At 55.4% G+C, this 22,968-nt stretch carries 21 protein-coding genes and 1 tRNA gene; 17 read left to right on the top strand and 5 right to left on the bottom strand.

The window, feature by feature from the left end; all coding sequences use genetic code 11:
• Window positions 1-48: 48 nt before the first annotated feature.
• Window positions 49-456, top strand: a complete 408-nt coding sequence (locus tag RZS32_RS04055) for a hypothetical protein (RefSeq protein WP_339106816.1) — start codon at window positions 49-51, stop codon at window positions 454-456.
• Between the two features lie 185 nt (window positions 457-641).
• On the opposite strand, the gene RZS32_RS04050 is transcribed toward RZS32_RS04055, so the two are convergent.
• Window positions 642-1,637 (bottom strand): TraB/GumN family protein, encoded by a 996-nt coding sequence (locus tag RZS32_RS04050; RefSeq protein WP_317055750.1) that lies wholly within the window; start codon window positions 1,635-1,637, stop codon window positions 642-644.
• A gap of 205 nt (window positions 1,638-1,842) precedes the next feature.
• Between RZS32_RS04050 and groES the strand changes: the two genes are divergently transcribed.
• The 8 genes from groES (at window position 1,843) to RZS32_RS04010 (ending at window position 10,152) form a co-directional block, all read left to right on the top strand.
• The gene (gene groES / locus RZS32_RS04045) at window positions 1,843-2,130 is read left to right on the top strand and encodes a co-chaperone GroES (RefSeq protein ID WP_317055748.1); all 288 of its coding nucleotides are present in this window, start codon (window positions 1,843-1,845) and stop codon (window positions 2,128-2,130) included.
• A 45-nt stretch (window positions 2,131-2,175) separates the two neighbouring features.
• Entirely contained in the window at window positions 2,176-3,819 is a 1,644-nt protein-coding gene (groL, locus tag RZS32_RS04040; protein WP_317055747.1) for a chaperonin GroEL, read from the top strand.
• Between the two features lie 541 nt (window positions 3,820-4,360).
• The gene (locus RZS32_RS04035) at window positions 4,361-4,597 is read left to right on the top strand and encodes a carboxyltransferase domain-containing protein (protein ID WP_317055746.1); all 237 of its coding nucleotides are present in this window, start codon (window positions 4,361-4,363) and stop codon (window positions 4,595-4,597) included.
• Window positions 4,594-4,866 carry a hypothetical protein gene (locus RZS32_RS04030; protein WP_339106815.1) on the top strand — a complete coding sequence of 91 codons (273 nt, stop codon included), beginning with the start codon at window positions 4,594-4,596 and terminating at the stop codon, window positions 4,864-4,866. Before RZS32_RS04035 ends, RZS32_RS04030 begins: the two co-directional genes overlap by 4 nt.
• A 141-nt stretch (window positions 4,867-5,007) precedes the next feature.
• Complete coding sequence (locus tag RZS32_RS04025; RefSeq protein WP_317055744.1) at window positions 5,008-5,490, top strand: hypothetical protein; 483 nt, start codon at window positions 5,008-5,010, stop codon at window positions 5,488-5,490.
• Window positions 5,491-6,073: 583 nt separating this feature from the next.
• The gene (locus tag RZS32_RS04020) at window positions 6,074-7,777 is read left to right on the top strand and encodes an Hsp70 family protein (RefSeq protein ID WP_317055743.1); all 1,704 of its coding nucleotides are present in this window, start codon (window positions 6,074-6,076) and stop codon (window positions 7,775-7,777) included.
• Window positions 7,764-8,630, top strand: coding sequence for a hypothetical protein (locus RZS32_RS04015; protein ID WP_317055742.1), 867 nt, complete (start codon window positions 7,764-7,766; stop codon window positions 8,628-8,630). The genes RZS32_RS04020 and RZS32_RS04015 overlap by 14 nt, the downstream gene beginning before the upstream one ends.
• Before the next feature lie 4 nt (window positions 8,631-8,634).
• Window positions 8,635-10,152: a hypothetical protein gene (locus tag RZS32_RS04010; RefSeq protein ID WP_317055741.1), complete on the top strand. Its 1,518-nt coding sequence runs from the start codon at window positions 8,635-8,637 to the stop codon at window positions 10,150-10,152.
• 112 nt (window positions 10,153-10,264) lie between these two features.
• Here RZS32_RS04010 and RZS32_RS04005 read toward each other — a convergent pair whose 3' ends face one another.
• Window positions 10,265-10,498, bottom strand: a complete 234-nt coding sequence (locus RZS32_RS04005) for a hypothetical protein (protein WP_339106814.1) — start codon at window positions 10,496-10,498, stop codon at window positions 10,265-10,267.
• Window positions 10,499-10,567: 69 nt separating this feature from the next.
• Here RZS32_RS04005 and RZS32_RS04000 point away from each other — a divergent pair, with 69 nt between their 5' ends.
• The 4 genes from RZS32_RS04000 (at window position 10,568) to RZS32_RS03985 (ending at window position 13,993) form a co-directional block, all read left to right on the top strand.
• Complete coding sequence (locus RZS32_RS04000; protein WP_339106813.1) at window positions 10,568-10,909, top strand: hypothetical protein; 342 nt, start codon at window positions 10,568-10,570, stop codon at window positions 10,907-10,909.
• Between the two features lie 170 nt (window positions 10,910-11,079).
• Window positions 11,080-12,186 carry an ABC transporter substrate-binding protein gene (locus RZS32_RS03995; RefSeq protein WP_317055738.1) on the top strand — a complete coding sequence of 369 codons (1,107 nt, stop codon included), beginning with the start codon at window positions 11,080-11,082 and terminating at the stop codon, window positions 12,184-12,186.
• A gap of 83 nt (window positions 12,187-12,269) precedes the next feature.
• A complete protein-coding gene (locus tag RZS32_RS03990; RefSeq protein WP_317055737.1) occupies window positions 12,270-13,238 on the top strand; it encodes a FecCD family ABC transporter permease in 969 nt (322 codons plus the stop codon).
• Window positions 13,235-13,993, top strand: a complete 759-nt coding sequence (locus RZS32_RS03985; protein ID WP_317055736.1) for an ABC transporter ATP-binding protein — start codon at window positions 13,235-13,237, stop codon at window positions 13,991-13,993. Before RZS32_RS03990 ends, RZS32_RS03985 begins: the two co-directional genes overlap by 4 nt.
• Window positions 13,994-14,306: 313 nt before the next feature.
• Here the strand turns inward: RZS32_RS03985 and RZS32_RS03980 are convergent.
• Window positions 14,307-14,381: transfer RNA gene (locus RZS32_RS03980), tRNA-Gln, on the bottom strand.
• Between the two features lie 96 nt (window positions 14,382-14,477).
• Window positions 14,478-14,975: an SH3 domain-containing protein gene (locus RZS32_RS03975; protein ID WP_317055735.1), complete on the bottom strand. Its 498-nt coding sequence runs from the start codon at window positions 14,973-14,975 to the stop codon at window positions 14,478-14,480.
• A 104-nt stretch (window positions 14,976-15,079) separates the two neighbouring features.
• Here RZS32_RS03975 and RZS32_RS03970 point away from each other — a divergent pair, with 104 nt between their 5' ends.
• The 4 genes from RZS32_RS03970 (at window position 15,080) to RZS32_RS03955 (ending at window position 22,272) form a co-directional block, all read left to right on the top strand.
• On the top strand, window positions 15,080-16,066 hold the full coding sequence (locus RZS32_RS03970) for a 2-hydroxyacid dehydrogenase (protein ID WP_317055734.1): 987 nt from the start codon (window positions 15,080-15,082) through the stop codon (window positions 16,064-16,066).
• A complete protein-coding gene (ggt, locus tag RZS32_RS03965) occupies window positions 16,066-17,844 on the top strand; it encodes a gamma-glutamyltransferase (RefSeq protein WP_317057841.1) in 1,779 nt (592 codons plus the stop codon). The genes RZS32_RS03970 and ggt overlap by 1 nt, the downstream gene beginning before the upstream one ends.
• A 90-nt stretch (window positions 17,845-17,934) precedes the next feature.
• Window positions 17,935-19,620 carry a hypothetical protein gene (locus tag RZS32_RS03960; protein WP_317055733.1) on the top strand — a complete coding sequence of 562 codons (1,686 nt, stop codon included), beginning with the start codon at window positions 17,935-17,937 and terminating at the stop codon, window positions 19,618-19,620.
• A 144-nt stretch (window positions 19,621-19,764) separates the two neighbouring features.
• On the top strand, window positions 19,765-22,272 hold the full coding sequence (locus RZS32_RS03955; protein ID WP_317055732.1) for a GcvT family protein: 2,508 nt from the start codon (window positions 19,765-19,767) through the stop codon (window positions 22,270-22,272).
• A gap of 58 nt (window positions 22,273-22,330) precedes the next feature.
• Here the strand turns inward: RZS32_RS03955 and RZS32_RS03950 are convergent, their stop codons facing one another.
• Window positions 22,331-22,942, bottom strand: a complete 612-nt coding sequence (locus tag RZS32_RS03950) for a DUF937 domain-containing protein (RefSeq protein ID WP_317055731.1) — start codon at window positions 22,940-22,942, stop codon at window positions 22,331-22,333.
• Between the last annotated feature and the right edge of the window lie 26 nt (window positions 22,943-22,968).

Here is a 22,968-nt window from a genome sequence, read left to right as displayed (position 1 = left end):
TGAGATTTCGGAATTCATAACTTTTAGCGCCATTCGAAATCCGTTTGAGTGGCACATCTCGTGGTTCAACTACATAAAACGACAAAAACCCAAAAAACCGGCTATGATTTAGAACACGTGCTTTTTCAGAAGTTTAGCTTTTCGGACTATATTTCCTGGCTCGAAGATGAGACTGCGCAGCGCACTCATCGACATGATATGGGGCGGCAAGTTTCTGATTGGGTTTGTGACGAAAACGGAAAGGTTGTGGTGAATGAAATACTGCGCCAAGAGACATTGATGTCAGATTTGGAAGCTTTGCGCGATCGGTACGGTTTGATTTTGAGAATGCCTAAAAAACCTCTGAACAAGTTTGGCACAGGCAAAAAGTACCAAGATTACTATTCTGACAACGATGTAGAGATTATCGCGAAGCGCCACAAAAGAGATTTGGCGCTTTTCAATTATTCTTTTTGACAGTTGATGACAAAGGATTGGCAATTGTCTGTTCGATGATGCCATGCATGCCGGAACACACTCCTACAGTCCGTTGCTTCCAACAGTCGTTTTGAAGCTTTCGAAGGTTTCCTCAGCTTTCTGTTGTAGAAATCAGTTTTTCGGACAGCTTTGCTATTTTGGGTTCAATCATTGGCCGCTTGCGGTCACATTTCCAACCGCTCAATTGCAAAGCCTTCCTGTTCCAGCATCCACAGCACGCCAATCTCTCCGGGCAGATGGCCTGCGCCAAAGGCCACGAAGACGCGTTCACCGGGTTGGGTATCGGCCACAAGTGTGTCGACCCATTTGCGGTTGCGGTCTTCGAGCAGAAGCTCGGTGAATCGGGCAAAATCCGCCTCGGCGGTAGGGCCGCCATATTTGAGCGATACTGCTTTGGAGAAGGCCCATGTAAGGCCGATCTCTTCGGCCAGATAGCGTTCGCGGATGGTGTAGGACATGTCATCGACATTGCCGGGCCAGGCCAGCGTCAGGCGGATAAGGTTGAGTTGCTGTTCAAGCGGGTCCTCATCGAGCATCTTTAGAAGGGCGATAAAGTCATCAAGTGACTTGCTGCCCGTGCCCAGTTCCTTGGCATACTCGCCCACCAGAACGTCGATGCCGCGATCTTCAAGTGCGCCGGAGCGCGCCTCGCACGGGCCGATGCCAAGCATCATCGTGGCCCAAAAGGGCTTGAACTTGGCGGCCATGAAGCCGGGAATGTTGCGCTCGCGCATGGCCTCAGAAAAGGCTTTCCAGTCTTCTTCGCCCAAAAGGTCCACCAATGTCGGCCCTTCGGTAATGAACATCAAACTAGGGTCGCTGGCCATTTCGCGTTCCATCTTGGTTTGATCCGCGTTGGAGATCTCCAGATAAACCGTATCGGCGGCCTCAATCATGGGTTTCAGACGCTCCAGATGTGCATCGGTCTGGGCATGGCGGAAATGGTAAGTACCGAAAAATTCGATCATTGTGTCGCCCTTGGTGGCGCGCCATAAAAGCCCCTCGGCGTAAGGTTCACGCGCGACGTCATCCAGCAGGGCCTGACGCTCTTGCGATGGCATCAGGTCAATCAGGTCCTCACCGCCGCAGACATCCTGCGCCAGGGCCGTGATCGGTAAAACCCCAAAGACAAAAGTCAAAATTGCCCAAACGCGCCGCATCGCTTTATCCTTTGTTTTTATGGTTTTGTTAACCTATGCGCTTGGATCGAAGACCGCAATCGAAGGGTGCAAAAAATTCCTGGCTGAGATGTTGACTCGGAAAGAATTGATCCTTAGCTATGCGCCGTTGGCACTCATCTGAGGTGAGTGCTAACGGGGTCATGAGACCTCAAGGGAGTAACTTTGAGCCAAGGAGCCAAAGAAGATGGCATTTAAACCGCTACATGACCGCGTGCTTGTGCGTCGCGTTGAGAGCGAAGAGAAAACCTCTGGTGGTCTGATCATTCCAGACAGCGCCAAGGAAAAACCAAGTGAAGGCGAAGTTGTTGCCTGCGGCGACGGCGCGCGCAAGGACAACGGTGAACTGATCGATATGGCTGTAAAAGCTGGTGATCGCATCCTGTTCGGCAAATGGTCGGGCACCGAGATCACCATCGACGGCGAAGAGCTGTTGATCATGAAAGAAAGCGACATCCTGGGCGTTCAGGCCTAATCGCTTCGCAACAACATTCTTAAAGACCAGTCAGGAGAGACACATATGTCTGCCAAGGACGTGAAATTTGATACAGATGCCCGCAACAAAATGCTGCGCGGCGTCAACATTCTGGCCGATGCGGTCAAAGTGACCCTCGGCCCCAAAGGCCGCAACGTGGTTCTGGACAAATCCTTCGGCGCACCGCGCATCACCAAAGACGGTGTATCGGTTGCCAAGGAAATCGAGCTGGAAGACAAGTTCGAGAACATGGGCGCGCAAATGGTGAAAGAAGTCGCCAGCCGCACCAATGACGAAGCCGGTGACGGCACGACAACTGCGACCGTTCTGGCGCAGGCAATCGTCAAAGAAGGCATGAAGGCAGTGGCCGCGGGCATGAACCCGATGGACCTCAAGCGCGGCATCGACCTGGCCACGTCGAAAGTGGTTGAGTCGATCAAATCCGCATCTCGCGAAGTCAAAGACAGCGAAGAAGTCTCGCAAGTCGGCACCATCTCGGCCAACGGTGAAGCCGAAATCGGCCAGCAAATTGCTGGTGCGATGCAAAAGGTTGGCAACGAAGGTGTCATCACTGTTGAGGAAAACAAAGGTCTGGAAACAGAAACCGATGTTGTCGAAGGTATGCAGTTTGACCGTGGCTACCTGTCACCATACTTCGTGACCAACGCTGACAAGATGACAGCAGAACTCGAAGACTGCATGATCCTGTTGCACGAGAAGAAACTCTCGTCGCTGCAGCCGATGGTGCCACTCCTTGAGTCGGTCATTCAGTCGCAAAAGCCTCTGCTGATCATTGCGGAAGATGTGGAAGGCGAAGCGCTGGCAACCCTCGTGGTCAACAAACTGCGCGGCGGCCTGAAAATTGCTGCGGTGAAAGCACCTGGCTTCGGCGATCGTCGTAAAGCCATGCTGCAGGACATCGCGATCCTGACAGGTGGTCAGGTCATCTCCGAAGATCTGGGCATGAAGCTTGAGAATGTCACAATGGATATGCTCGGCTCGGCCAAGAAAGTGCAGATCACAAAGGACGAGACAACCGTTGTCGACGGTGCTGGCGAGAAAGCCGAAATCGAAGCGCGCGTCTCTCAGATCCGCGGCCAGATCGAAGAAACCACATCTGACTACGACCGTGAAAAACTGCAAGAGCGTGTTGCGAAACTCGCAGGCGGTGTGGCTGTGATCCGCGTGGGCGGCATGACCGAGGTCGAAGTGAAAGAGCGCAAAGACCGTGTCGATGACGCCCTGAATGCGACCCGTGCAGCCGTGCAAGAAGGCATCGTTGTCGGTGGCGGTGTGGCTTTGGTTCAAGCCGCCAAGAAGCTGGAAGGCGTTGAAGGTGCCAACAGTGACCAGAACAACGGTATTTCAATCGTGCGCAAAGCTCTTGAAGCACCTCTGCGTCAAATCGCCGAGAACTCTGGTGTGGACGGCTCCGTCGTTGCGGGCAAAATCCGCGAATCCAGCGACGACTCGTTCGGCTTCAATGCGCAGACCGAAGAATATGGCGACATGTTCAAGTTCGGCGTGATTGACCCGGCCAAAGTCGTTCGTACTGCTCTGGAAGACGCAGCTTCAATCGCAGGCCTGCTGATCACTACAGAAGCAATGGTCGCCGACAAACCCGCCAAAGAGGGCGCAGCCCCAGGCGGCGGCATGCCTGACATGGGCGGCATGGGCGGCATGATGTAAGCCACTCGGCACATTGCGTGAGATTGAGGGGCCGCCTTTGGGCGGTCCCTTTTTCGTTGGGGCGATCTTTGAGACTCAGGTGATTTCCCAAAGCGTTTCGCGGTAAACCTGACACACAGATCATCAGGAAACGCAGCGAGACACCTAACAGTTGCACGCGGTTTACCTTTCGCTGATGTCTCAGGTTAAAAACGAAGCGCTTGTCCTATGACTTTGCCTGTCTCCATGCGAAGATGGAGCCTCTGCCAGCCACACCATTTATGGCAGGCAGAGGCGGTGTGTGGATCGTGAAACGCTTGGTCGTTGCGGACCGTTCTAAAGTAAGATCGCACACCGTCTTCTCATCACCGCAGTTTCATCTAGGTAAAGGAATACTCTGCGTCTGAATTTTTCGCGAACAGGAAAAACAGGCATCAAATTCAAATAGTTGCCGCCATGGTTTACAAACTACAATGCAAACAGTTTCGAGCGCCCCTTTGCCAATTGCCGATGTATCTCACACCGATCCTGCTGCCGCGATTGTATCGACGGGTGCCGTCTCATGAGCCGTGATCCCGAAATTCGCCGCATCGGGGTGCCGGGTGTGGTGGTCACGTTCGGCGACGCATTGTCCAAGCAGGCCAATCTTGCCGCGATTGCCTTTCGAGCTGCAGTTGATGCCCAAGCTTGGGGCGAGGTTCAGGAAACGTCTTCGTCCTTGGTGTCGGCATTTCTTTCTGTCGATCTCACAACGATCCCCTATGATGAAATCCACAGCAGGCAGATGTCTTGGACTTGAGCAAATACAGCTCGGACCAAGTGCTATTCACTGTCGCAGACACTATTGGAGAAATACTGATTCAAACGCCTGATGGCGTGATCGAACTAGATGGTCAGACGGCTTATGACATTGGTCACAATTCTGGCAACATCGCCTCAATCATCTTTTCTGATACGGTTTTGGACGAAGCAGCGATCCGCTCGAGAGCTGGATCAGATCAAACTACTTCGGGTGACGATAACATTGTCGGAACGCGCTTTGAGGATGTGCTCGGCGGTGGCGAATGAAACGATACAATCGATGGATGGCTTGGGGCAGATACGTTTATCTAAACATCCGGCAATGACAAAGTAATCGGCGGCAGCGGCACGGGTGTCATCGACACCCTCGATCTCAGCCAATACACGTCAGACCAAGTATCATTTTCAGTGGCTGTTGATGATATTTTCATCGAAACACCAGACGGGACAATCGAGTTGGATCGTCAATCGCGATATGACGTTGGCCATCACTCAACAAATATTGAATCCCTTGTGTTTGCAGATGTCACATTAGATGACGCTGGCATTCGTGAGCGTGCAGTTGCGGATCAAGCGACGTCGGGAAACGATGACATTATCGGCACTCGTTACAGCGACGTCGTTGCGGGCGGGACGGGCAATGACACATTGGATGGTTGGCTAGGCGATGATGTGTTCTTGTTCTCGCCTGGCGATGGGAATGACGTCGTTCAAGGCTTCAACGACGGGTTCGACATCATTCGCTTTTCAGGTGGGCCTACCCAGTTTAGCGACTTGGTGATTTCAGAAACTGCTGGTGATGCGGTAGTCACGTACAATGGTACTGACACGATAACCGTGGACAAACTCGTTGCAAGTTTGCTTGACCAGGATGATTTTCAGTTTGTGTAGACGGTAGCTTAAACACCCCGGCGAACGGAAGCTGCTCAGAGCACCAAAATTGTGAACGGCCATCTATGAAGGCAGTTCGCAATTGCAATTCGCTATGCCCGAAAGCGGGCGCTCCATGAGCTGAGGCGAAGGTCGGGTTTGTCCGCTCAGCCGACTTTCGCGTTCCAAAAACTGTTAATCTTCCCGACCGAAACTATCAGATGACCGCTTCGAACCCTAAGTGAACAAGTCAAGCATGAAGGTTTGTTCAGGCGCAGGTGACTTGATACTTCAGATCAATTTCTGAAAGCGGCTAGTGGACTACCGACTCGAGCATTGATTGGTAGGGTCTTGCTTGTTTGGAAAGGAGCTGAAATTTAACACATAGTTCTGAATGGCAGTTCCATCCGTACCGTTGATCTGCATGTCCCATTTGGCTCGATGTTATGTTTCCGTGGTTGATCTTGGGATTGTCCAACGCTTGTCTAAAAAAGAGACATTTGGCGATGAAACCACGTTGAACTCTCGTGTGGATTTGGCATACCGCGAGTGCCTGCGTCGAATAAATACGTTGGGATAGAAAAAAATTGAGGTTTTGTTCGAGATGGTTTCCGTCGGAATTGATTTGGGTACGACAAACTCGCTGGTCGCCGTTTACGAGGCGGAAGGACCACGTATCATAAAAAATGCGATTGGGGAGATGCTGACCCCTTCTGTTGTCGGTTTGGCTGATGACATGAAGACGGTATTGATTGGCCGTGCTGCGCAGCAAAGGTTGGTGCGTCACCCGGAACAGACCAAGGCGCTTTTCAAACGCATGATGGGCACCAACACAGAGGTAAAACTGGGGCGCAAACGCTACACCGCGGTCGATCTATCCGCCATGGTTCTGTCCAACCTGAAAGCAGACGCAGAGGCGGATTTGGGACATACAGTGACTGATGCTGTCATTTCCGTGCCAGCCTACTTCAATGCCGTGCAGCGCCAGGCAACCAAGGATGCCGCAGAAATTGCCGGTTTGAATGTTCGTCGTCTTATCAACGAACCCACAGCCGCAGCTCTGGCAAATGGCATCCTGGACAGAGACGGCGAAAGCACCTTTGTTGTGCTTGATCTGGGGGGCGGAACGTTTGATGTCTCGATTTTGGAAATGTTTGACGGCGTCATGGAAGTGCGAGCCAGTTCGGGGGACGCCTTTCTGGGCGGTGAAGATTTCACCGAGGCGCTCGCCCGCCATTTTTGTGAGGAAAAGGGCCTGCTCTGGAAGAACCTGCGGGCCAACGAAAAGGAAATGCTTCTCTCCACTGCAGAACAGCTCAAGCGCGCGCTGGAACGAAGTGAGGAGGCTACAGCTCAAATCGAGCTTTCCGGACAGACAAACAGTTTCACGGTTACAGGCGACCTCTTTGATCAGGTCACCGCACATCTGTTGACCCGTCTCAACAGACCGATTGAAAAGAGTCTTTATGACGCAGATATTTCACCTGGTGACGTAGACCGCGTAATCTTGGTGGGGGGTGCCACGCGCATGTCCTGCATCAGATCTTTGGCCGCGAAGGTCTTCAAGAAACTTCCCGAGCGCACGATTGACCCGGATCATGCCATAGCGCTTGGCGCGGCGGTACAGGCCGGTCTTGCGGACAAGCATGAGGATCTCAACGACATTGTCATGACCGATGTCGCGCCTTTTTCCATGGGCATTGAATCCAACCATTGGGAGGGCAAAACCGTGGTGGCCGGCGCCTTTGCTCCGATCATCGAGCGAAACACCATATTGCCTGCAAGCCGCCGTCAGTTCTTTTCAACGGCCATGGACCAACAAACCAAAATCGAGGTGCGTGTATTTCAGGGCGAATCCGCTATTGCACAGGACAATGTCCCATTGGGTATGCTGATGGTGCCCGTACCACCAGGCCCCAAAGGCAAGGAAGCAATCGAGGTTCGGTTTACCTATGATGTCAGCGGTTTGTTGGCTGTGGACGTCAAGGTGTTGTCAATCGGCAAGACCGTATCGACAGTCATCGACAACTTGGCCGAGGCCATGTCGGACAGTGAAAAAGCCAAACGTTTGAAGGCGATGGAGGCGCTCAAGGTAAACGCGCGCGATGACGCTGCAAATATTGCGCTCATTGAAGGCATCAAGCATTTGCACGAAATGCTTTTGGGCGAAGACCGTCAGGCATTGATGAGTATCCTGGCCCGGTTCGAAACTGCGCTCGAAACACAAGATCCCTCGGTGATTGAGCGTGAGCGCAAGGAAATTTCGGACCTCATCGTTCAAATTGAGGCCCGATTTGTCCAACACTAAGCCATCTTGGCCATGGTCCCAACTGGGGCTGCCGTACTGTCCTGACTCAGAGCGCGACATAAGGCGTGCTTATGCTGCGCGTCTGAAAGAAATTGACGCAGAAGCAGATATCGAAGGGTTCGAAGCGCTACGCGCAGCTTATGATGCCGCGCGGAGGATGGTGAAATCTTTCAAGAGCGTGAAAGAAGGTGCCGCGCCCAAGCACGGACATCGCACGGTTGTGTCTCAGGTCACGAACCCACGCGCCTCTGCGCAACCCCAACAAGTCGCTACACCGCCAAAGCCCCGGGTCACAGGCAAAGGCGCGAAATCCAAGGGTCCTACCGACACGCCACCCAAGTTAAAACCATCCTCGAAACCTGCAGCCCCGTCTAAGCCACCCGAGCAGGCAGGGCCTTGGGGTGCCGAAGATCTTTCAGATCCACAAGTGCTTTTAAGGAAAGCGCAAAACCTTGTCGAAGGCAAACACCTGAACGCAGAGGACTGGGCACCTTTGCTGAAATCCTCTGCATTGGATGACCCGGCCGTGTCACGACATTTGCAACAAACTATGGTTGCTTTCCTATCGCAAAGAATTCAGTCCGGTGGCAACATATCGGGCGGAAGAGGCGATCTTTGTGGCCTGATTGATGATCGGTTTGGTTGGGTCTCAGACGGGATCGGGTTCTTGAGGCAGTTTCCAAACGCCCGAACGTTGCAGGCAACCATGGCAAAGGTGCTTCGCGAAGACAGATGGCGCGATGCGGCACGTGCAGGTGCCGTCCGGCCTCCACCAAAGGATTTTGCCAAACGTATCCCACCGCTCATGTGGGTTTTTCCCTTTGTGGCGTGGCTGTTTTTGTTGGCGGTGTAATCAGATGCACGGTTTCAAAGCCTTGTTGTCCGCACCCGCATTGATGATCGGCATTGTCTTTGGCTTTGTCGTGTCCATTGGTTTGATCGCGAATGACCACCTGTCCAGTGACCATGTTCTCAAAGCCACGTTTGCATTCGGTGTGATCACGATGCTGGCCTGGCGCGGTGTGCCCATGCTGCTGCGCAAAACTGGCCTGGCAAACAGGGTATACAAGTTGCCCTCGGTCTGGGCCTTTCGGATTTGGTTGAGCAAGCCGGTGTGGGGGTACAAACGCGCACAGGTTCTCATCTACATGGCAATCTGGATGGGAATTGGGGGACATCTGCTTTGGTTTCATGAGGTGTTTTCGCCTGTTCCGCGCGTTGACCGCTCTGAAATCAACGCGGATTTGCGCGATGCCGCGAAATATTTTGGGACTAGCGCGGAAAGGCTGAAACGCGCAGACCGGCGTGAGCCAACCCTTGCTCTGGTCGACCTGCCGTACCCAAAGCTTTTTGCAGAAGGCCTCGCGCCCGGACAGGCCCCAAGCTTTACTCATATCCCGATACCAAACACGCGCAGGCATTTCGGTGACAAACAAGTGCGTGCGTTGGTCTGTCAGTCAACTGTCGTTAGTCAAAAACCAGACTGCGCGCTGTCCTTGCGCATTCCGGCCTTCGCCACCTTTGCGAGGTTGAATGCACAACAGAACAGACCGGCCTTCCGAAGCAGCGCGTTCAATGTGCATCTTACCGGGATTTCCATTGAGCTCGAAGCCAGCGGTGATCAGTTTGCCACCACATTGGTCACACCGAATAAATCCCGCAGGCCGTTGGAAGATTATTTTCAGGTTGATCTGAGCACGCCGTCCCCTGCCGCACGCATGGATCTGACACGCCGCGGCACTCTCGACACACCACAGGCCCTGACCGCTCTGCGTGATTTGATGGCGGGTCGCCAAAATTTGTGGATCGAGATCACTCTGGATCAAACAGCTTATGACGTGCAGTACAACCGTCTGTGCGCAGATCAAGGTCAAGACTGTCAGCATGCCGAATTTTCAGAGCTGAGACCATGGACCTGCAAAGATGGGCCAAACCTGGCCTGGCAAACCTGCGACAGTCTCCAGATTTTTGAAATCACGCGGTCGCTTGATGTTCAAAGCCGTGACTTAGCCGCCACCATTACTGTGTCCAATACCCTGGTGCCGCAGCTACCTGGCACAGTCTTGTTTCACCGGTTGAACCAGACCGTGGATCATGTGTTTCTGTCCATGTTTGCCATGTCACAGGGGGTGAACGTAGAGCTGACAAAGGCAGAGCTGGAAATGATGAAAACGATCAAATCCAAGATCGTCAGCGATTACGCCACGGTTTTGGGATGGGACAGCGCGGGTGATCTATCAGAGAATAGACAATTCATAGAGCGCGCATTGATCCGGCAGCCACAGCTCTACCAGTTTTACAGAGACAGAGAGTACTGGGCGCCAATATTGAAAGATGCCTTGGAAATGCAACTTTCAAGCTTGGGGTTTCGGTAAGTCAAGGTGCGGCGAAGTCATAGACCATAACTTCACGGCCAAAAGCTTCAAACCATTCGAAATCGAGGTCGCCGCGCTGCGGCACGTCGAAGTGGCTTTGTCGAAGAAAGCATCAACGTAGCTCAAACGAATTTTGTCGTCTTTTTGTCCTCGGTGTAACAGGAGCTAAACTGAGTGCTCGCCTTTCTCCTGGTTTCGCAATGACAGCTTCGTCCGCATTGCCGACCTTTGAACGCAAAATCCCGCTTTTTGCCTGACCAGTGTTCTGGGATGCGCGCTCTGAGACCAAAGCGAATGCAGGTTTTAGAGTTGTGATGTCCTTCACTTGTTTTGCTTCAAAATTCATCTTGTTATTTTCCGAAGGACATGGCGTCATAGGTGCATGAACGGTGGGTTGGCAAAACGGATCGCTTCCTTGGGCATGACAACCGTCATGTTCCTCGCGATTGTGATGGTTGGATTTGCCCACAAGTGGCAGGACACGCCTGAGGCTCTTGATCCGGCAATCCAAAGCTACCTCGAAGCTGGCGGTTCAATCAGCGACATTTGTGGTACAGGAGATGGGAGCGGCGGTGCGGCAATCCCGGAGTGTGAAGCGTGTCTGCTCAAAAACAGCTTTGCCTTTCTCAACAAGCAAAAGCCAACCTGCCATCACGCCACCCGTTGGAGCATTCTTCCGACCAGCTTCCGCGAGCCTGGAGGGCTGTCGCAGGCGTTCGACCAGTCCAGACCGTCCCGCGCGCCGCCTGTCGCGTAATACGGTTCTATGCGGTGTCGCGTGACTGAGGGGCAAGGCAACGGCCCTTCGGACCGGCCACGCTCGCAGCCGTGATTTCACAACACGCCCAGCACCACAGCGCACAGCAATCACATGCTTTTTTGCAGGCACTGTGGGGCCGACTGCCAATTCTGAAAACAGGAACAACCATGACCAACTTTTTCACACGCCGTTTTTTCGCGGCGCTTCTGGGCACAACTTTGATGCTCCCAATGCCAGCCTTCTCCGAAACTATTTCCGTCACCGACGTCCTCGGTCGGACCGTGGACGTCCCTAAAAAGTCAGAACGTATTTTGCTTGGGTTCTATTATGAAGACACGTTTGCTGTTGGTGGCCCAGATGTTTACGACCGCGTCGTTGGTATCTCAAGGGACGCCTGGGAAGGATGGCGCAGCCTGCAGTGGGATGCCTATGTCGAAGCCGTGCCGCGGATTGCCGAGATTGCTGATATAGGAGAAGTTGATGCAGGCACCTTCTCTCTCGAAGCGGCACTGGCAACCCAACCGGACGTGGCGATTTTTGCGGCCTGGCAGCACGATGCGCTGGGCGATGCGATATCGCGTATCGAAGCTGCCGGCGTGCCGGTCGTTATTCTCGACTACAACGCGCAAGAGGTGGACAAGCATGTCGCATCGACGTTAGCGCTTGGCGCTATCCTGGGGGAAGAGGAACGTGCTCAAACCCTGGCCGACACCTATGCGAAAGCCTATGCGGATGTTCTGGCTCGGGTCGCCCAAGCGGAGACACAGCCGCGGGTTTACGTCGAACTTGGTCGCAAAGGGGCGGATGAGGTCGACAATTCTTACGGAAACACGATGTGGGGCAAACTGGTTGCGTCCGCTGGCGGACAAAACATTGCAGAGGGTCAGGTTGCAAAATGGGGCCCTCTCAGCCCGGAATACGTTCTGGCGCAAAACCCCGAAGTTGTGTTTCTCGCCGGGTCAGGCTGGCGGTCAAGGGACAAGGCTGTGATCATGGGGCCGGGGGTGGAAAAAGAACTGACGCATGACCGGATGCAGCCTTATCTCGGGCGGCCAGGATGGGATCAACTTGACGCTGTGGCCGCGAACGAAATCCATGCTCTCTACCATGGCGGAGCCCGTACGCTCTATGACTTCGCGTTCTTCCAGTACATCGCTAAAACGCTTCATCCCGAGCTTTTTGAGGATGTGGACCCACAGGCCAATCTGGACGCGTTTTTTGAAACCTACATGCCGATCCAATTCAGCGGCACTTACATGACGCAGCTTAAATGAGCGTGAACAGTGGGGCGGTTCACGCCGCCCCGTCTTATCGAAACCTTGTAGCTAGGCGCATGACGGCCCTGTGCGGTGCGGCCATGTTGCTTTTCGTGTGCATATTGCTCGATATCCTTACCGGACCTGCGATGCTTGGCTTCGGTGATGTGATCACGGCTCTATTCTGGCCTGGCCAAGCCAATTCAACCACCTCAGTCATTGTATGGGACATCCGCTTGCCGATGTCGCTTATGGCGATTGTGGTCGGCGCGGCGCTGGCCGTGGCGGGTGTGATTATGCAAACAATTCTCGGCAACCCGCTGGCCAGCCCCTACACGCTTGGGTTCTCGGCCGCAGCTGGGTTTGGCGCTGCTGTGATTATTCTTACAGGCATCACTCTGCCTGTGCTGAGCTGGCTCACGGTGCCGATAGCGGCTTTTGCGTCCACAATGGTTTCAGCGGCTCTGGTTTATGGATTGGCCAGAGCAAGGGGCATGACGCCAGAAGTCATGGTCCTTGCGGGGATTGCGACGCTGTTTTTGTTTCAGTCTCTGCAATCTCTTGTGCAGTATCTGGCGGCGCCTGAGGTTTTACAGTCTATCGTTTTCTGGCTCTTTGGGTCTTTGCTGAAAGCGTCGTGGGACAACCTGCCAATCACAACGGCAATTTTGGGGTTTTGCGTCCTGGCAATCCTGCCGGATGTCTGGCGGCTCACGGCCTTGCGTTTGGGCGACGAACGCGCCGCAGCGGTCGGTGTCAACGTGACCCGGTTGCGTGTGCGCATGTTTGTCATCGTTGCACTTCTGACGGCCGGAGCCGTGGCCTTTGTCGGCACGATCGGTTTTATCGGACTTGTCGCCCCACATGTCGCACGAGGCCTGGTTGGTGAGGATCAAAGGTTTCTGCTTCCGATGTCAGCGATATGTGGGGCGATCATCATGTCAGGTGCGTCAATCTTGTCCAAACTCATTTCCCCCGGATCCGTCATCCCAATCGGAATCGTCACAGCCGTCCTGGGCGTGCCGTTTTTGTTCGGCCTTATTGTGCTGGGCAAAAGGAGACATTGGTGAGTTTTGCAACACATAACATCTCCGTCCGGTACGGCAGAACGCCTGTGCTGCAAGACGTGAGCCTGAGTTTACCCATAGGACAAATCACGGGGCTGATCGGCCCGAATGGCGTGGGCAAGTCAACCCTGCTCAAGGCCATGGCAGGCCTGGCGCCGTGTACGGGGGAGATGACCTTTGACAGCTCACCTTTGCATGTATCAAGCCGTCGCGACATGGTGGCCTACATGCCCCAGGACAGCAGCGCGGGGTCGTCCCTGACCCTTACCGAAGTTGTGTTGCTCGGGCGGCTTGCCACCTTGGGCATTCGCGTGAGCGACGATCTCATCCAGGCCGCACAGCACCTTTTGGCAGATTTTGGTCTTGCGCACTTGTCTCACAGAACTCTGGACGCAGTGAGTGGTGGACAACGGCAGTTGACATATCTTGCCCAGGCGCTGTTTCGCCAACCTCGTTTGCTGATGCTTGATGAACCAACGGCTGCGCTTGACCTAAGGCATCAACTGGTCGTGTTTGAAACACTGCAGCATCTTGCGAAGTCTAAACAGATCGCAGTCGTCGTGGCGCTCCATGACCTGTCCCTTGCAGCCCAATTCTGCGACCAGGTCGCATGCCTAAGCAACGGGCAATTGGATGCGTGCGGAACAGCACCTCAAGTGCTGACAGCAGACCGTCTTGAACGTGTCTACGGCATTCAGGCCGATGTACAACACTCGACAGACAACAGGCTCAGGATCACCGCGATCAAAGCAATTTGAACCTGTTTTTCTAAGGAGCAACGGGCGACCGCATTGTGCCGCTTACCTGCAAAAGCCTTTCGTCTTTACCCTGAGACATCCGCGACAGGCAAAACGCGTGCAGCGATTGAGTGTCACGCTGGGTTTGGCGACACTCTGTGAGTCAGGTTTGTCGCAAAACGCATTACGGCAAAATCGCCTGGAGAGACGCAGGCCCATTCCGGGCCGGATTCTGACCAAAAGTGAGTCTTAGCTGGAAAACACACAAAGCAATCGCAGGACATTACGCGAAAAATCGCGATCGTCTCCACCGAGCTCATATTTCAAGGAAGGTTGGCTGGGGTGGTAGGATTCGAACCTACGATCTCCTGTACCAAAAACAGTTGCCCTACCGCTAGGCCACACCCCATTTGTGACGCGTTCCTTACTCCGAGCGCGCATGTGGATCAAGAGCGCTTGGGTAAAAAAATCCTGTCGCGCGAAACTTCTCTGCTCGCGTTTGGGATTACTCCAGAACTTCGCTCGCTTCGACACCCCAGATGTGGGATTTTGCCACCCAGCCGCGATAACCACCCGTCTTTAGGCGACACCACTCCAGGTGACATTCATCGATATGTGCGACCACCCCGCGTTCAAGATGCGCGACGACCATGGCGGTCTCATCGGGTTTGGCGCGCATGTCGAGCATATCTTTCTCGACCAGAGCTGTGCGCGCGCCGGATAACAGCGAATAGTGGATCCACCCGCCGGCGCCCTCGCGGTCGCGCACGCGCCGCCAGTGGCCGTGCTCAGCGGTGATCTCGAGAGGCTGATCCTTTACCTTAAAAACCCAGTCAATCCGGTGGGTCAGGCTGGGTCCGCGCCTTGCATTGCCCTCAGATGCCTTCATTGACACGAAGCGCGGCAAAGGCAGGTTGGTTTCCGGTCCGCGCTCCTGAGCGAAGGCGGACAAGCTTGTGGTCAGCAGAAACCCTGCTGCAACAACGATTAATTTAAAATTCATAGCCTGTTTACTGCTCATTCATTGGGTGGGGTTCTTGTGCCCCGGTCTTTCCTGCGCCACTGTGGCATCAGAGCCGACGTTTTGGAAGACATGAGGAGGGGTCCATGCCATCTGCGCGATTAAGTGTTGTTGTTACGCGACGCTTGCCCGATGTCGTTGAGAACCGAATGCGTGATTTGTTTGATGTCACGTTGCGCGAGACCGACGCTCCGATGACCCGCGAAGAGCTGGTTGAGGCGATGAAAACTGCGGACGTTCTGGTGCCCACGATCACCGACAAGATCGATGCGGGTTTGGTCGGGCAGGCGGGTGAGAACCTCAAGCTTATTGCAAATTACGGCGCGGGGGTGGACCACATTGATGTACATACCGCGCGCCAGCGCGGCATTTTGGTGTCTAACACCCCCGGCGTGCTGACCGATGACACGGCTGATATGACCATGGCTCTGATCCTGAGCGTCACACGGCGCATTCCTGAGGGCTTGGCAGTGATGCAATCGGAAAGCTGGGCAGGGTGGTCCCCTACGGCCTTGCTTGGCGGGCGCATCGCGGGGCGGCGGCTGGGTATTCTGGGTATGGGGCGGATCGGTCAGGCCGTGGCGCGACGCGCGGCGGTGTTTGGCATGCAAATTCATTACCACAACCGTCATCGTTTGCGCGAAGAGATAGAACAGGACCTGGGCGCGACCTACTGGGAGAGCCTCGATCAGATGGTTGCGCGGATGGATGTGATCAGTGTGAACTGCCCGCATACCCCCTCGACTTTTCACCTGATGAATGCGCGGCGGTTGAAACTGATGAAGCCAGAGGCGGTCATCGTGAACACAAGCCGTGGCGAAGTCATTGATGAAAACGCTCTGACACGGATGCTGCGTTCGGGCGAGATTTCAGGGGCGGGTCTCGACGTCTACGAGCAGGAAAACACCGCCAATCCGCGGCTCAGAGAGCTCAAGAACGTGGTGCTCTTGCCGCATATGGGTTCGGCGACCATGGAAGGCCGGGTCGAGATGGGTGAAAAAGTTCTTTTGAACATCAAGACCTTTGACGATGGGCACCGTCCGCCGGATCAGGTCGTGCCATCCATGCTATGATGCGTCTGGTCGCGCTGTTTGCCTGTCTGCTTTGGGCGCCATCTGCTTTGGCCCAAGAAGCAGCGGATGCAGTTGCACCTGAGGCTGCAGGGGCTGGCGCGCTGGTGCTGTCCGGACCTTCGGCAGAAGCTCAAGATGCCAAAGCGCAAAGCCGTCCCGTCGAGGCGCAAGATTGGATGGTCGTCGCGGCCAACCCCTTGGCGGTAGAGGCCGGAGCGCGGGTTTTGCGCGATGGCGGCTCGGCGGCGGATGCCATGATAGCCGTGCAGGCGGTCCTGGGTCTGGTCGAACCTCAGAGTTCCGGGCTGGGCGGTGGGGCCTTTTTGGTCTGGTACGATGGTCAAACGGGCGAAATCACGACATTGGATGGTCGTGAAACAGCGCCTTTGGCAGCGACACCGCGGCTTTTCCAGGATGAAAACGGCGCGCCATTAGAGTTTTTTGACGCTGTGATTGGTGGGCGGTCCGTTGGAGTTCCCGGCGTGCCTGCACTTTTGGCCGAGGCGCATGCGCGCTGGGGCAAGGCGCGCTGGAGGGGTCTTTTTCGAGAGGCGATTGACCTTGCCGATAAGGGCTTTGCTGTCTCGCCACGCATGGCCCTGATGGTCGCGCGTGATGCCGAAAGGCTGGCGCTGAATTCAAACACCGCGAAATACTTCGTTCCCAGAGGAGCGCCGCTTGTCGAAGGAACTCTTCTGAAAAACCCGGCCTATGCCAACACGCTGCGCATCCTGGCACAAGAAGGGCCCGAGCCGTTTTATACTGGTGATATCGCGCGTGACATCGTCGAGGCGGTACAAAACGCAGCAGGTAATCCAGGTGTCCTAAGCGGCGTGGATATGGCGATTTACCGCGTCAAGGAACGCCCCGCAGTTTGCGCGCCCTATCGAGGTCATGACGTTTGCGGCATGGGGCCACCATCTTCTGGTGCGCTGACGGTTGGGCAAATTCTGCGGCTCTTGGCACAGAGCGATATCGCCCAACTTGGCCCAAACAATCCAGAAACATGGCGCTTGATTGGGGACGCCAGCCGTTTGGCCTTTGCAGATCGTGGGCTTTACATGGCCGATAGCGATTTTGTCCCTGTACCCGTTGAGGGCCTCATTGATCCGGCTTATTTGTCCCGTCGCTCAGGGTTGCTGCAAGGCGATGATGCTTTGCCAACCGTGCGCCCGGGCCGTCCGGAGTTTGATCATTCCCTCAATCTTGCACCTGATGATCCGATTGAGCAGCCTTCAACCTCGCACATCTCCATAGTTGATCGCTTCGGCAATGCACTTTCAATGACGACAACTATTGAAAACGCTTTTGGATCGCGCCTCATGGTCCGGGGGTTTTTGCTCAACAATGAACTGACGGATTTCTCTTTTGTCAGCCACCGTGATGGGGTGCCGGTGGCCAATCGTGTTGAGCCGGGAAAACGGCCGCGCTCTTCGATGGCGCCCACGATCGTGCTCAAAGATGGCACGCCAGTGCTCGTGATAGGAAGCCCCGGTGGCAGTCGCATAATCGGATATGTGGCCAAGACGATCATCGCGCATCTGGATTGGGGGATGAATGTGCAAACGGCTGTGGGCATGCCGCATCTCGTCAACCGGTTTGGCGTCTATGATGTAGAGGCCGGAACATCCGCCGCAAACCTTGCTCCCGACCTTGAATCACTGGGGTTTGAGGTCAATTTGCGTGACCTGACATCCGGTCTGCATGCCATTTCCATTGGGGATGTTTTGCAAGGCGGTGCTGATCCGCGCCGCGAAGGGATTGCATTGGGCGAATAGCGCATATCAGGAAATCGCCTCAGCCTGACCGAATTATCGCCAGATTTGCCCCGCAGGTATCACGCAACTGTGAATCCCGGAGCATTCTGTATGTTTAACGTATATTCCCTTGGTTTCGTATGTGTGGCCGCCACGGCCATTGCAGGTGCTGATTACTACACGCAAAGCACCAAAGGCGGTTATTCTTTCGGTCAGATGCCCGTGAGCACCTATGTCGGGTCCTTCTCTGAGCGCATGTCGCAAGCCAGCGCTGACAAAGCCGCCGAGAAAGCCGAGAAAGAGCGTCAAACCGCCTGGCGTCGCGGTGCGCTGGAGTATTTGCCAGAAGCGCCGGAAGGTTGGACGCGCCGGTCACTGGCCGAAGGGGACAATGCTGCGGTCATGCCTTACAAACCTGCCTCGGCAAACGGCAATGCCGGAGCCTCCTTGCTGGATACAATGCAGGCGCGAGAACGTCGCGCAGAGGATCGCAAACGCGCAGAGCGCAGCTGGGTTTATGAGAATGGATCCGAGGCGATCTACGTGGAAATCGATTTGTATGAACGCCCTAGCAGCAACTCGATGATCGGCTTGGTGGCGGCAACGATAGAAGGCATCAGTTTCAACTTTGGTGAGTCTGAGAAAGGCTATGCCGTTGTCGGCGGCGTCGGCTACGTCGAGCAATTCGGCAACGACGGTAAACGCGCGCATCATTTCCGTGTGCTCAATGCGACCCTTGGATTTGGCCATGAGGCGCAGATCATGGTGCATGCCAACGCCTCAAGCGAGTCGACACGCCAAATCCTTGAAGGCATCGATTACGACGGGCTGAACAAGCTTTTGCCGCAGCCAATGGCAACGGTTGGCAACGATGTGGTTCTTGCCGATACCCTAAGTGAAGTGGCGGTCGCCAAACAGATGTATGATCTTCGCTCTGAGTTCCTGCAGCTGCGCGCCACCGAGGCGCAGTACCGCATGGCCAACATGGATGCGACGGCGATGATCGTGAACACGTATACCCAAGGCTATGGTGGCGACGGGCTGCTCGACATCACCGGCGGCAAACAGATGAATCTCAACTCTTTGATTGATGTCGGGTACCACACCGCTATTGCGGCCTTGATGGAAGGTAAATCAGCGGACGAGATTTCCGCCGAAGTAGGTAAGCTGGTCAATATTGCCGTGGCCTTTGCCGATGCAGAAACTGCAAAGCAAGCGCAATCCCACGAGGAGCAGGCCCCTGAAATGTCGCCTGAACTGGCTCGAGAGTTGGGCGGGTACAGCGAAAGCGGAAACACAACAGAGTCATTGTCGTCACAAATTGCCGCTGCAACTGCTGAGATCATGAAGGACCAAGGTGGGGAGCAAGGAGCGCGCTCACCCGGCGCTGTGATGATGGAAATCGATAAAGCGGCTTCTGATGCGGATGAGGGCATGGTTTACTCCAAGTCCGTAGACCCTGCCGAGTTGGACGCTTTCATGGAAAAGCGCGGGTCGTCCGATGCTGAAATGCGTATGGGCTTTGCCCTCGCGGCGCGGGTTTTTGAGGGTCAGCACGGTCTGGCCGAAAACAGCTGCCGTTACGAAGGGTCGCGGTATCGTCTTGAATGCGATGCGACAAAGACGAACGAAGAAGCTAAAGGGATGGCAGCTCTTATTCAGCGTTTGACGGGACAAAGCGAAGAGCCAGCATTGAAGCCTCAAGTGCAACAGCAGAGCGCGCCCAAACCTTCCCGCCTGAAACTGTCGAACGGAACAAACTCCGGCAGTTCATGCGTCGGAAGCTTCTGCAACTAAGGGATTTCACATGAATTCTTAACACGGCGTGCCCGTCACAGGCGCGTCGCGTCGCTTTTGCGCATCCTTGCGTCGGGTAGACCCGCCTTGCACGTACAGGCATGGTAAATATCCTGCCAGCAAGCCTGCAGGGAGTCGCGCTTCATGAAAACCCAAGTCAAAGCCCTAGTCGTTGGTGGCGGTGCCGTTGGCACCTCGATTGCGTATCACCTGGCCAAAGCCGGCTGGGACGATGTTATGCTTTTGGAGCGTGACGAGTTAACCTCAGGCTCGACATGGCATGCCGCTGGCCTGCTTCCGCTTTTCAATATGTCCTATGCGACCACCCACATTCACAAGTACTCGGTCGATTTCTACAAACAGCTCGAGGAAGAGACAGGTCTCAACGCAGGGTTCGCGGTTGTGGGCAACCTGCGCATGGCGCAAACCCAAGAGCGCATGGACGAGTATATGCTCTATGCCTCAACAGCTGAGACCTGCGATGTGAGTTATGAATGGCTGACGCCGGACCAGATCAAAGAGCGCTGGCCGTTGATCAACACCGAAGACCTGAAAGGTGCGATCTACCACACGGAAGACGGCTACATTAACCCGGCCGATGTCACGCAAGCCATGGCCAAAGGCGCGCGCCAGCGCGGCGTGATGATCGAACGCAAATGGCAGGCCGATGCCTTTCACTGGAACGGTGAGGCCTGGGAAGTCACTTGCTCCAAAATGTTGGAGAAGGGTGGCAACCTGGTGCCCTCTGACGAGCAGGTTGTGATCACGGCTGAGCATGTGGTCACCGCCTCGGGCAACCATGCGCAGCGCACCGCGAAGATGCTTGGCATCAAGTTCCCGGCCATTCCTGTAGAGCACCAGTTCATCGTCATGGATCAGGATCCATCCTTGGTGGAGTTCCGCAAAAACGGTGGGGTGGAACACCCGGTTGTTCGCGATGCGGATGCGCAATCTTATGTACGTGAAGAGCGCGGCGGCTGGATCCTGGGTGTCTACGAGAAGGGCGCGCCCGCTGTCTTTGAACATGGCGTGCCAGACAGCTTCCGCGCCGACCTGTTCCCGCTCGACCTGGAGCGGATCGAAGAGCAATATATGGCGATGATCCATCGCGTGCCGTCCTGCGAGGAAAGTGGCCTCAAGGACGATTTCAACGGCCCCATCTGCTACACACCCGATGGCAACCCGCTCGTGGGTCCGGCGCCGGGTCTGCGCAACATGTGGCTGGCCGAAGGCTTCAGCTTTGGCATCACGGCTGCAGGCGGCACGGGCTATTACCTGGCGCAGATGATGGTTGATGGCGAAGCCGAGATCGACATGGCTTCGCTCGACCCTAAACGCTACAGCCAGAACTGGATGACCACCGAGTTCGCGGCGCGCAAGAACGAAGAGTGCTACAACCACGTCTACGTCCTGCACCATCCCGATGAGGAGCGTGAGGCCTGCCGCCCCTTACGCACTGCTCCGGCCTATGACCGGCAAAAGGCGCGCGGCGCGCAATTTGGCTGGGTCAACGGGTGGGAACGGCCCAACTACTATGGGCCACTGGATGCACCCGACAGTTTTGACCATGACAGCCGGTCTTTCCGGCGTGGGGCTTGGTGGCAATATGCAGTTGAAGAGGCCAAAGCCATTCGCGAGGGCGTGGGGCTGATTGACGCGACGGCCTTTACCAAACACGTGGTCAAAGGGCCCGGCGCCACGGCGTTTCTCGATTGGTTCACCTGTAACAAACTGCCCCGTGTGGGCCGCATCAACCTGACCTATGCGCTGACCTCGCATGGCACGACACGCACCGAATACACCATCGTGCGGCAGGCTGAGAATGAGTATTACTGCGTTTCCGCAGGCGCTTGGACGGAATATGACGCCGATTTCCTGCGCAAGGCTGCCGAAGATAAGTTGGATGAGTTCGGCTATATCGAAATTCAGGATGTCACCACGCAATGGGGTGTCTTTGCCATAGCGGGACCCAAGTCGCGGGACGTTCTGAATGCCGTGATCAAGGATGCCGATCCTACGACCGCTCTTTCCAACAAACGCTTCCCCTGGCTCTCTGCACGCCAGATTGAGCTTGGAATGTGCCCCGTGAATGCGATCCGCGTGGCCTATACTGGTGAACTAGGATGGGAGCTGCATCACCCGATGGAAATGCAGAACTACCTCTTTGACCTGCTCGAAGAGGCTGGCAAACCGCATGGGATGAAGCTGGTGGGGGCGCGGGCACAAAACTGGCTGCGGCAGGAAAAATCTTATCGCGCCTTCGGCACCGAATTGGGTCGCGATGCGACGCCGCTCGAGGCCGATTTGCCGCGCTTTGTTGACCTTGAGAAAGACTTCCACGGCAAGGCAAAACTGGTGGAGACCGGTGTGCGGGTCAAATGCTGTACCGTGCTGATCGATGGGCCGGACGACGCGGACCCATGGGGGCGCGAAGCGCTCTATACCGAAGATGGTACACGTGTGGGGCGCCTGACCTCTGGCGGGTACTCGGTGCATTTCGGCAAGTCCATTGGCATGTGTTATGTGCCATCTGAACTCGCGGTGGAGGGCACAAAACTGCGCGTCAAAATACAGGACAAGCTCTGGGATGCGGTTGTGACCTGTGACAGCCCGTATGATCCGAAGAACGAGGTCATCCGTAAAGACGGCTAAACAAAAAGCCCGCGTGCGGTGTGCGCGCGGGCTTCGTTTTTCCTGTCTCTAAGGCAGGTTACTTCATGAATTTCTCAAGAATGTCGTCCATCGGAGAGCCATCCCCATCGGCATCGAGCATTTGCATAAGGGGGCCAAGGCCACCACCGTCGCCTTCTTTGGCGCCGCCCATCAGACTTCCGACAAGACCCATGATGCCTCCGCCTGCGCCTTCGGAGCTGCCCATCAGGCCGGCGGACATCCCATCAATCGAGGCGTCGGGCATGTTTTTCTGCAGCCCGCCCTGGATCATAGCCGCCAGTGCTGGCAGAAATTGCGACACTGTGCCGGCGTCAACACCGCTGCGCTGGGCGGCTTCCTGAGCCAGCCCGTCTGCCTCGGCCTTGCCGCCGAGCAGGCTTTGCAGAAAGTCCATCCCCTGCGCCTGACCACCGGCACTTGCCGCGGATTGCGCATCCTCGAAAAGCCCCGCCTGGTTTTGGCCACGGAACGATTCCAAAACCTGCGCTGCACCACCTTGTTGCGCGCGTTGCTTGGCGGCCGAGCCAATCGCCGGTGCCAGCATCTGTGTCAGGCCTTGAGCCTTTTCATTGTCCAGCCCGAATTGTTGCGCCAGTTGCATCAATCCCTGGCCGCCCTGAGCCTGCTCCAATAATTTCAAAAGTGACATTGCATCCCCTCAGTTAAAGAAATCTG

This window comes from Roseovarius sp. W115 (assembly GCF_032842945.2).
In the GTDB taxonomy this organism is placed as follows: domain Bacteria; phylum Pseudomonadota; class Alphaproteobacteria; order Rhodobacterales; family Rhodobacteraceae; genus Roseovarius; species Roseovarius rhodophyticola.
Note: the sequence above shows the minus strand (reverse complement) of the source record. Positions and strands in the feature narration are given on the sequence as shown.

Excerpts from the sequence above, each read along its gene's own strand:
- RZS32_RS04050 (WP_317055750.1), bottom strand. The coding sequence starts at position 1,637 with ATGCGGCGCGTTTGGGCAATTTTGACTTTTGTCTTTGGGGTTTTACCG.
- groES (WP_317055748.1), top strand. The coding sequence starts at position 1,843 with ATGGCATTTAAACCGCTACATGACCGCGTGCTTGTGCGTCGCGTTGAG.
- groL (WP_317055747.1), top strand. The coding sequence starts at position 2,176 with ATGTCTGCCAAGGACGTGAAATTTGATACAGATGCCCGCAACAAAATG.
- RZS32_RS04035 (WP_317055746.1), top strand. The coding sequence starts at position 4,361 with ATGAGCCGTGATCCCGAAATTCGCCGCATCGGGGTGCCGGGTGTGGTG.
- RZS32_RS04020 (WP_317055743.1), top strand. The coding sequence starts at position 6,074 with ATGGTTTCCGTCGGAATTGATTTGGGTACGACAAACTCGCTGGTCGCC.
- RZS32_RS04010 (WP_317055741.1), top strand. The coding sequence starts at position 8,635 with ATGCACGGTTTCAAAGCCTTGTTGTCCGCACCCGCATTGATGATCGGC.
- RZS32_RS04005 (WP_339106814.1), bottom strand. The coding sequence starts at position 10,498 with ATGAATTTTGAAGCAAAACAAGTGAAGGACATCACAACTCTAAAACCT.
- RZS32_RS03995 (WP_317055738.1), top strand. The coding sequence starts at position 11,080 with ATGACCAACTTTTTCACACGCCGTTTTTTCGCGGCGCTTCTGGGCACA.
- RZS32_RS03990 (WP_317055737.1), top strand. The coding sequence starts at position 12,270 with ATGTTGCTTTTCGTGTGCATATTGCTCGATATCCTTACCGGACCTGCG.
- RZS32_RS03975 (WP_317055735.1), bottom strand. The coding sequence starts at position 14,975 with ATGAATTTTAAATTAATCGTTGTTGCAGCAGGGTTTCTGCTGACCACA.
- RZS32_RS03970 (WP_317055734.1), top strand. The coding sequence starts at position 15,080 with ATGCCATCTGCGCGATTAAGTGTTGTTGTTACGCGACGCTTGCCCGAT.
- ggt (WP_317057841.1), top strand. The coding sequence starts at position 16,066 with ATGCGTCTGGTCGCGCTGTTTGCCTGTCTGCTTTGGGCGCCATCTGCT.
- RZS32_RS03960 (WP_317055733.1), top strand. The coding sequence starts at position 17,935 with ATGTTTAACGTATATTCCCTTGGTTTCGTATGTGTGGCCGCCACGGCC.
- RZS32_RS03955 (WP_317055732.1), top strand. The coding sequence starts at position 19,765 with ATGAAAACCCAAGTCAAAGCCCTAGTCGTTGGTGGCGGTGCCGTTGGC.
- RZS32_RS03950 (WP_317055731.1), bottom strand. The coding sequence starts at position 22,942 with ATGTCACTTTTGAAATTATTGGAGCAGGCTCAGGGCGGCCAGGGATTG.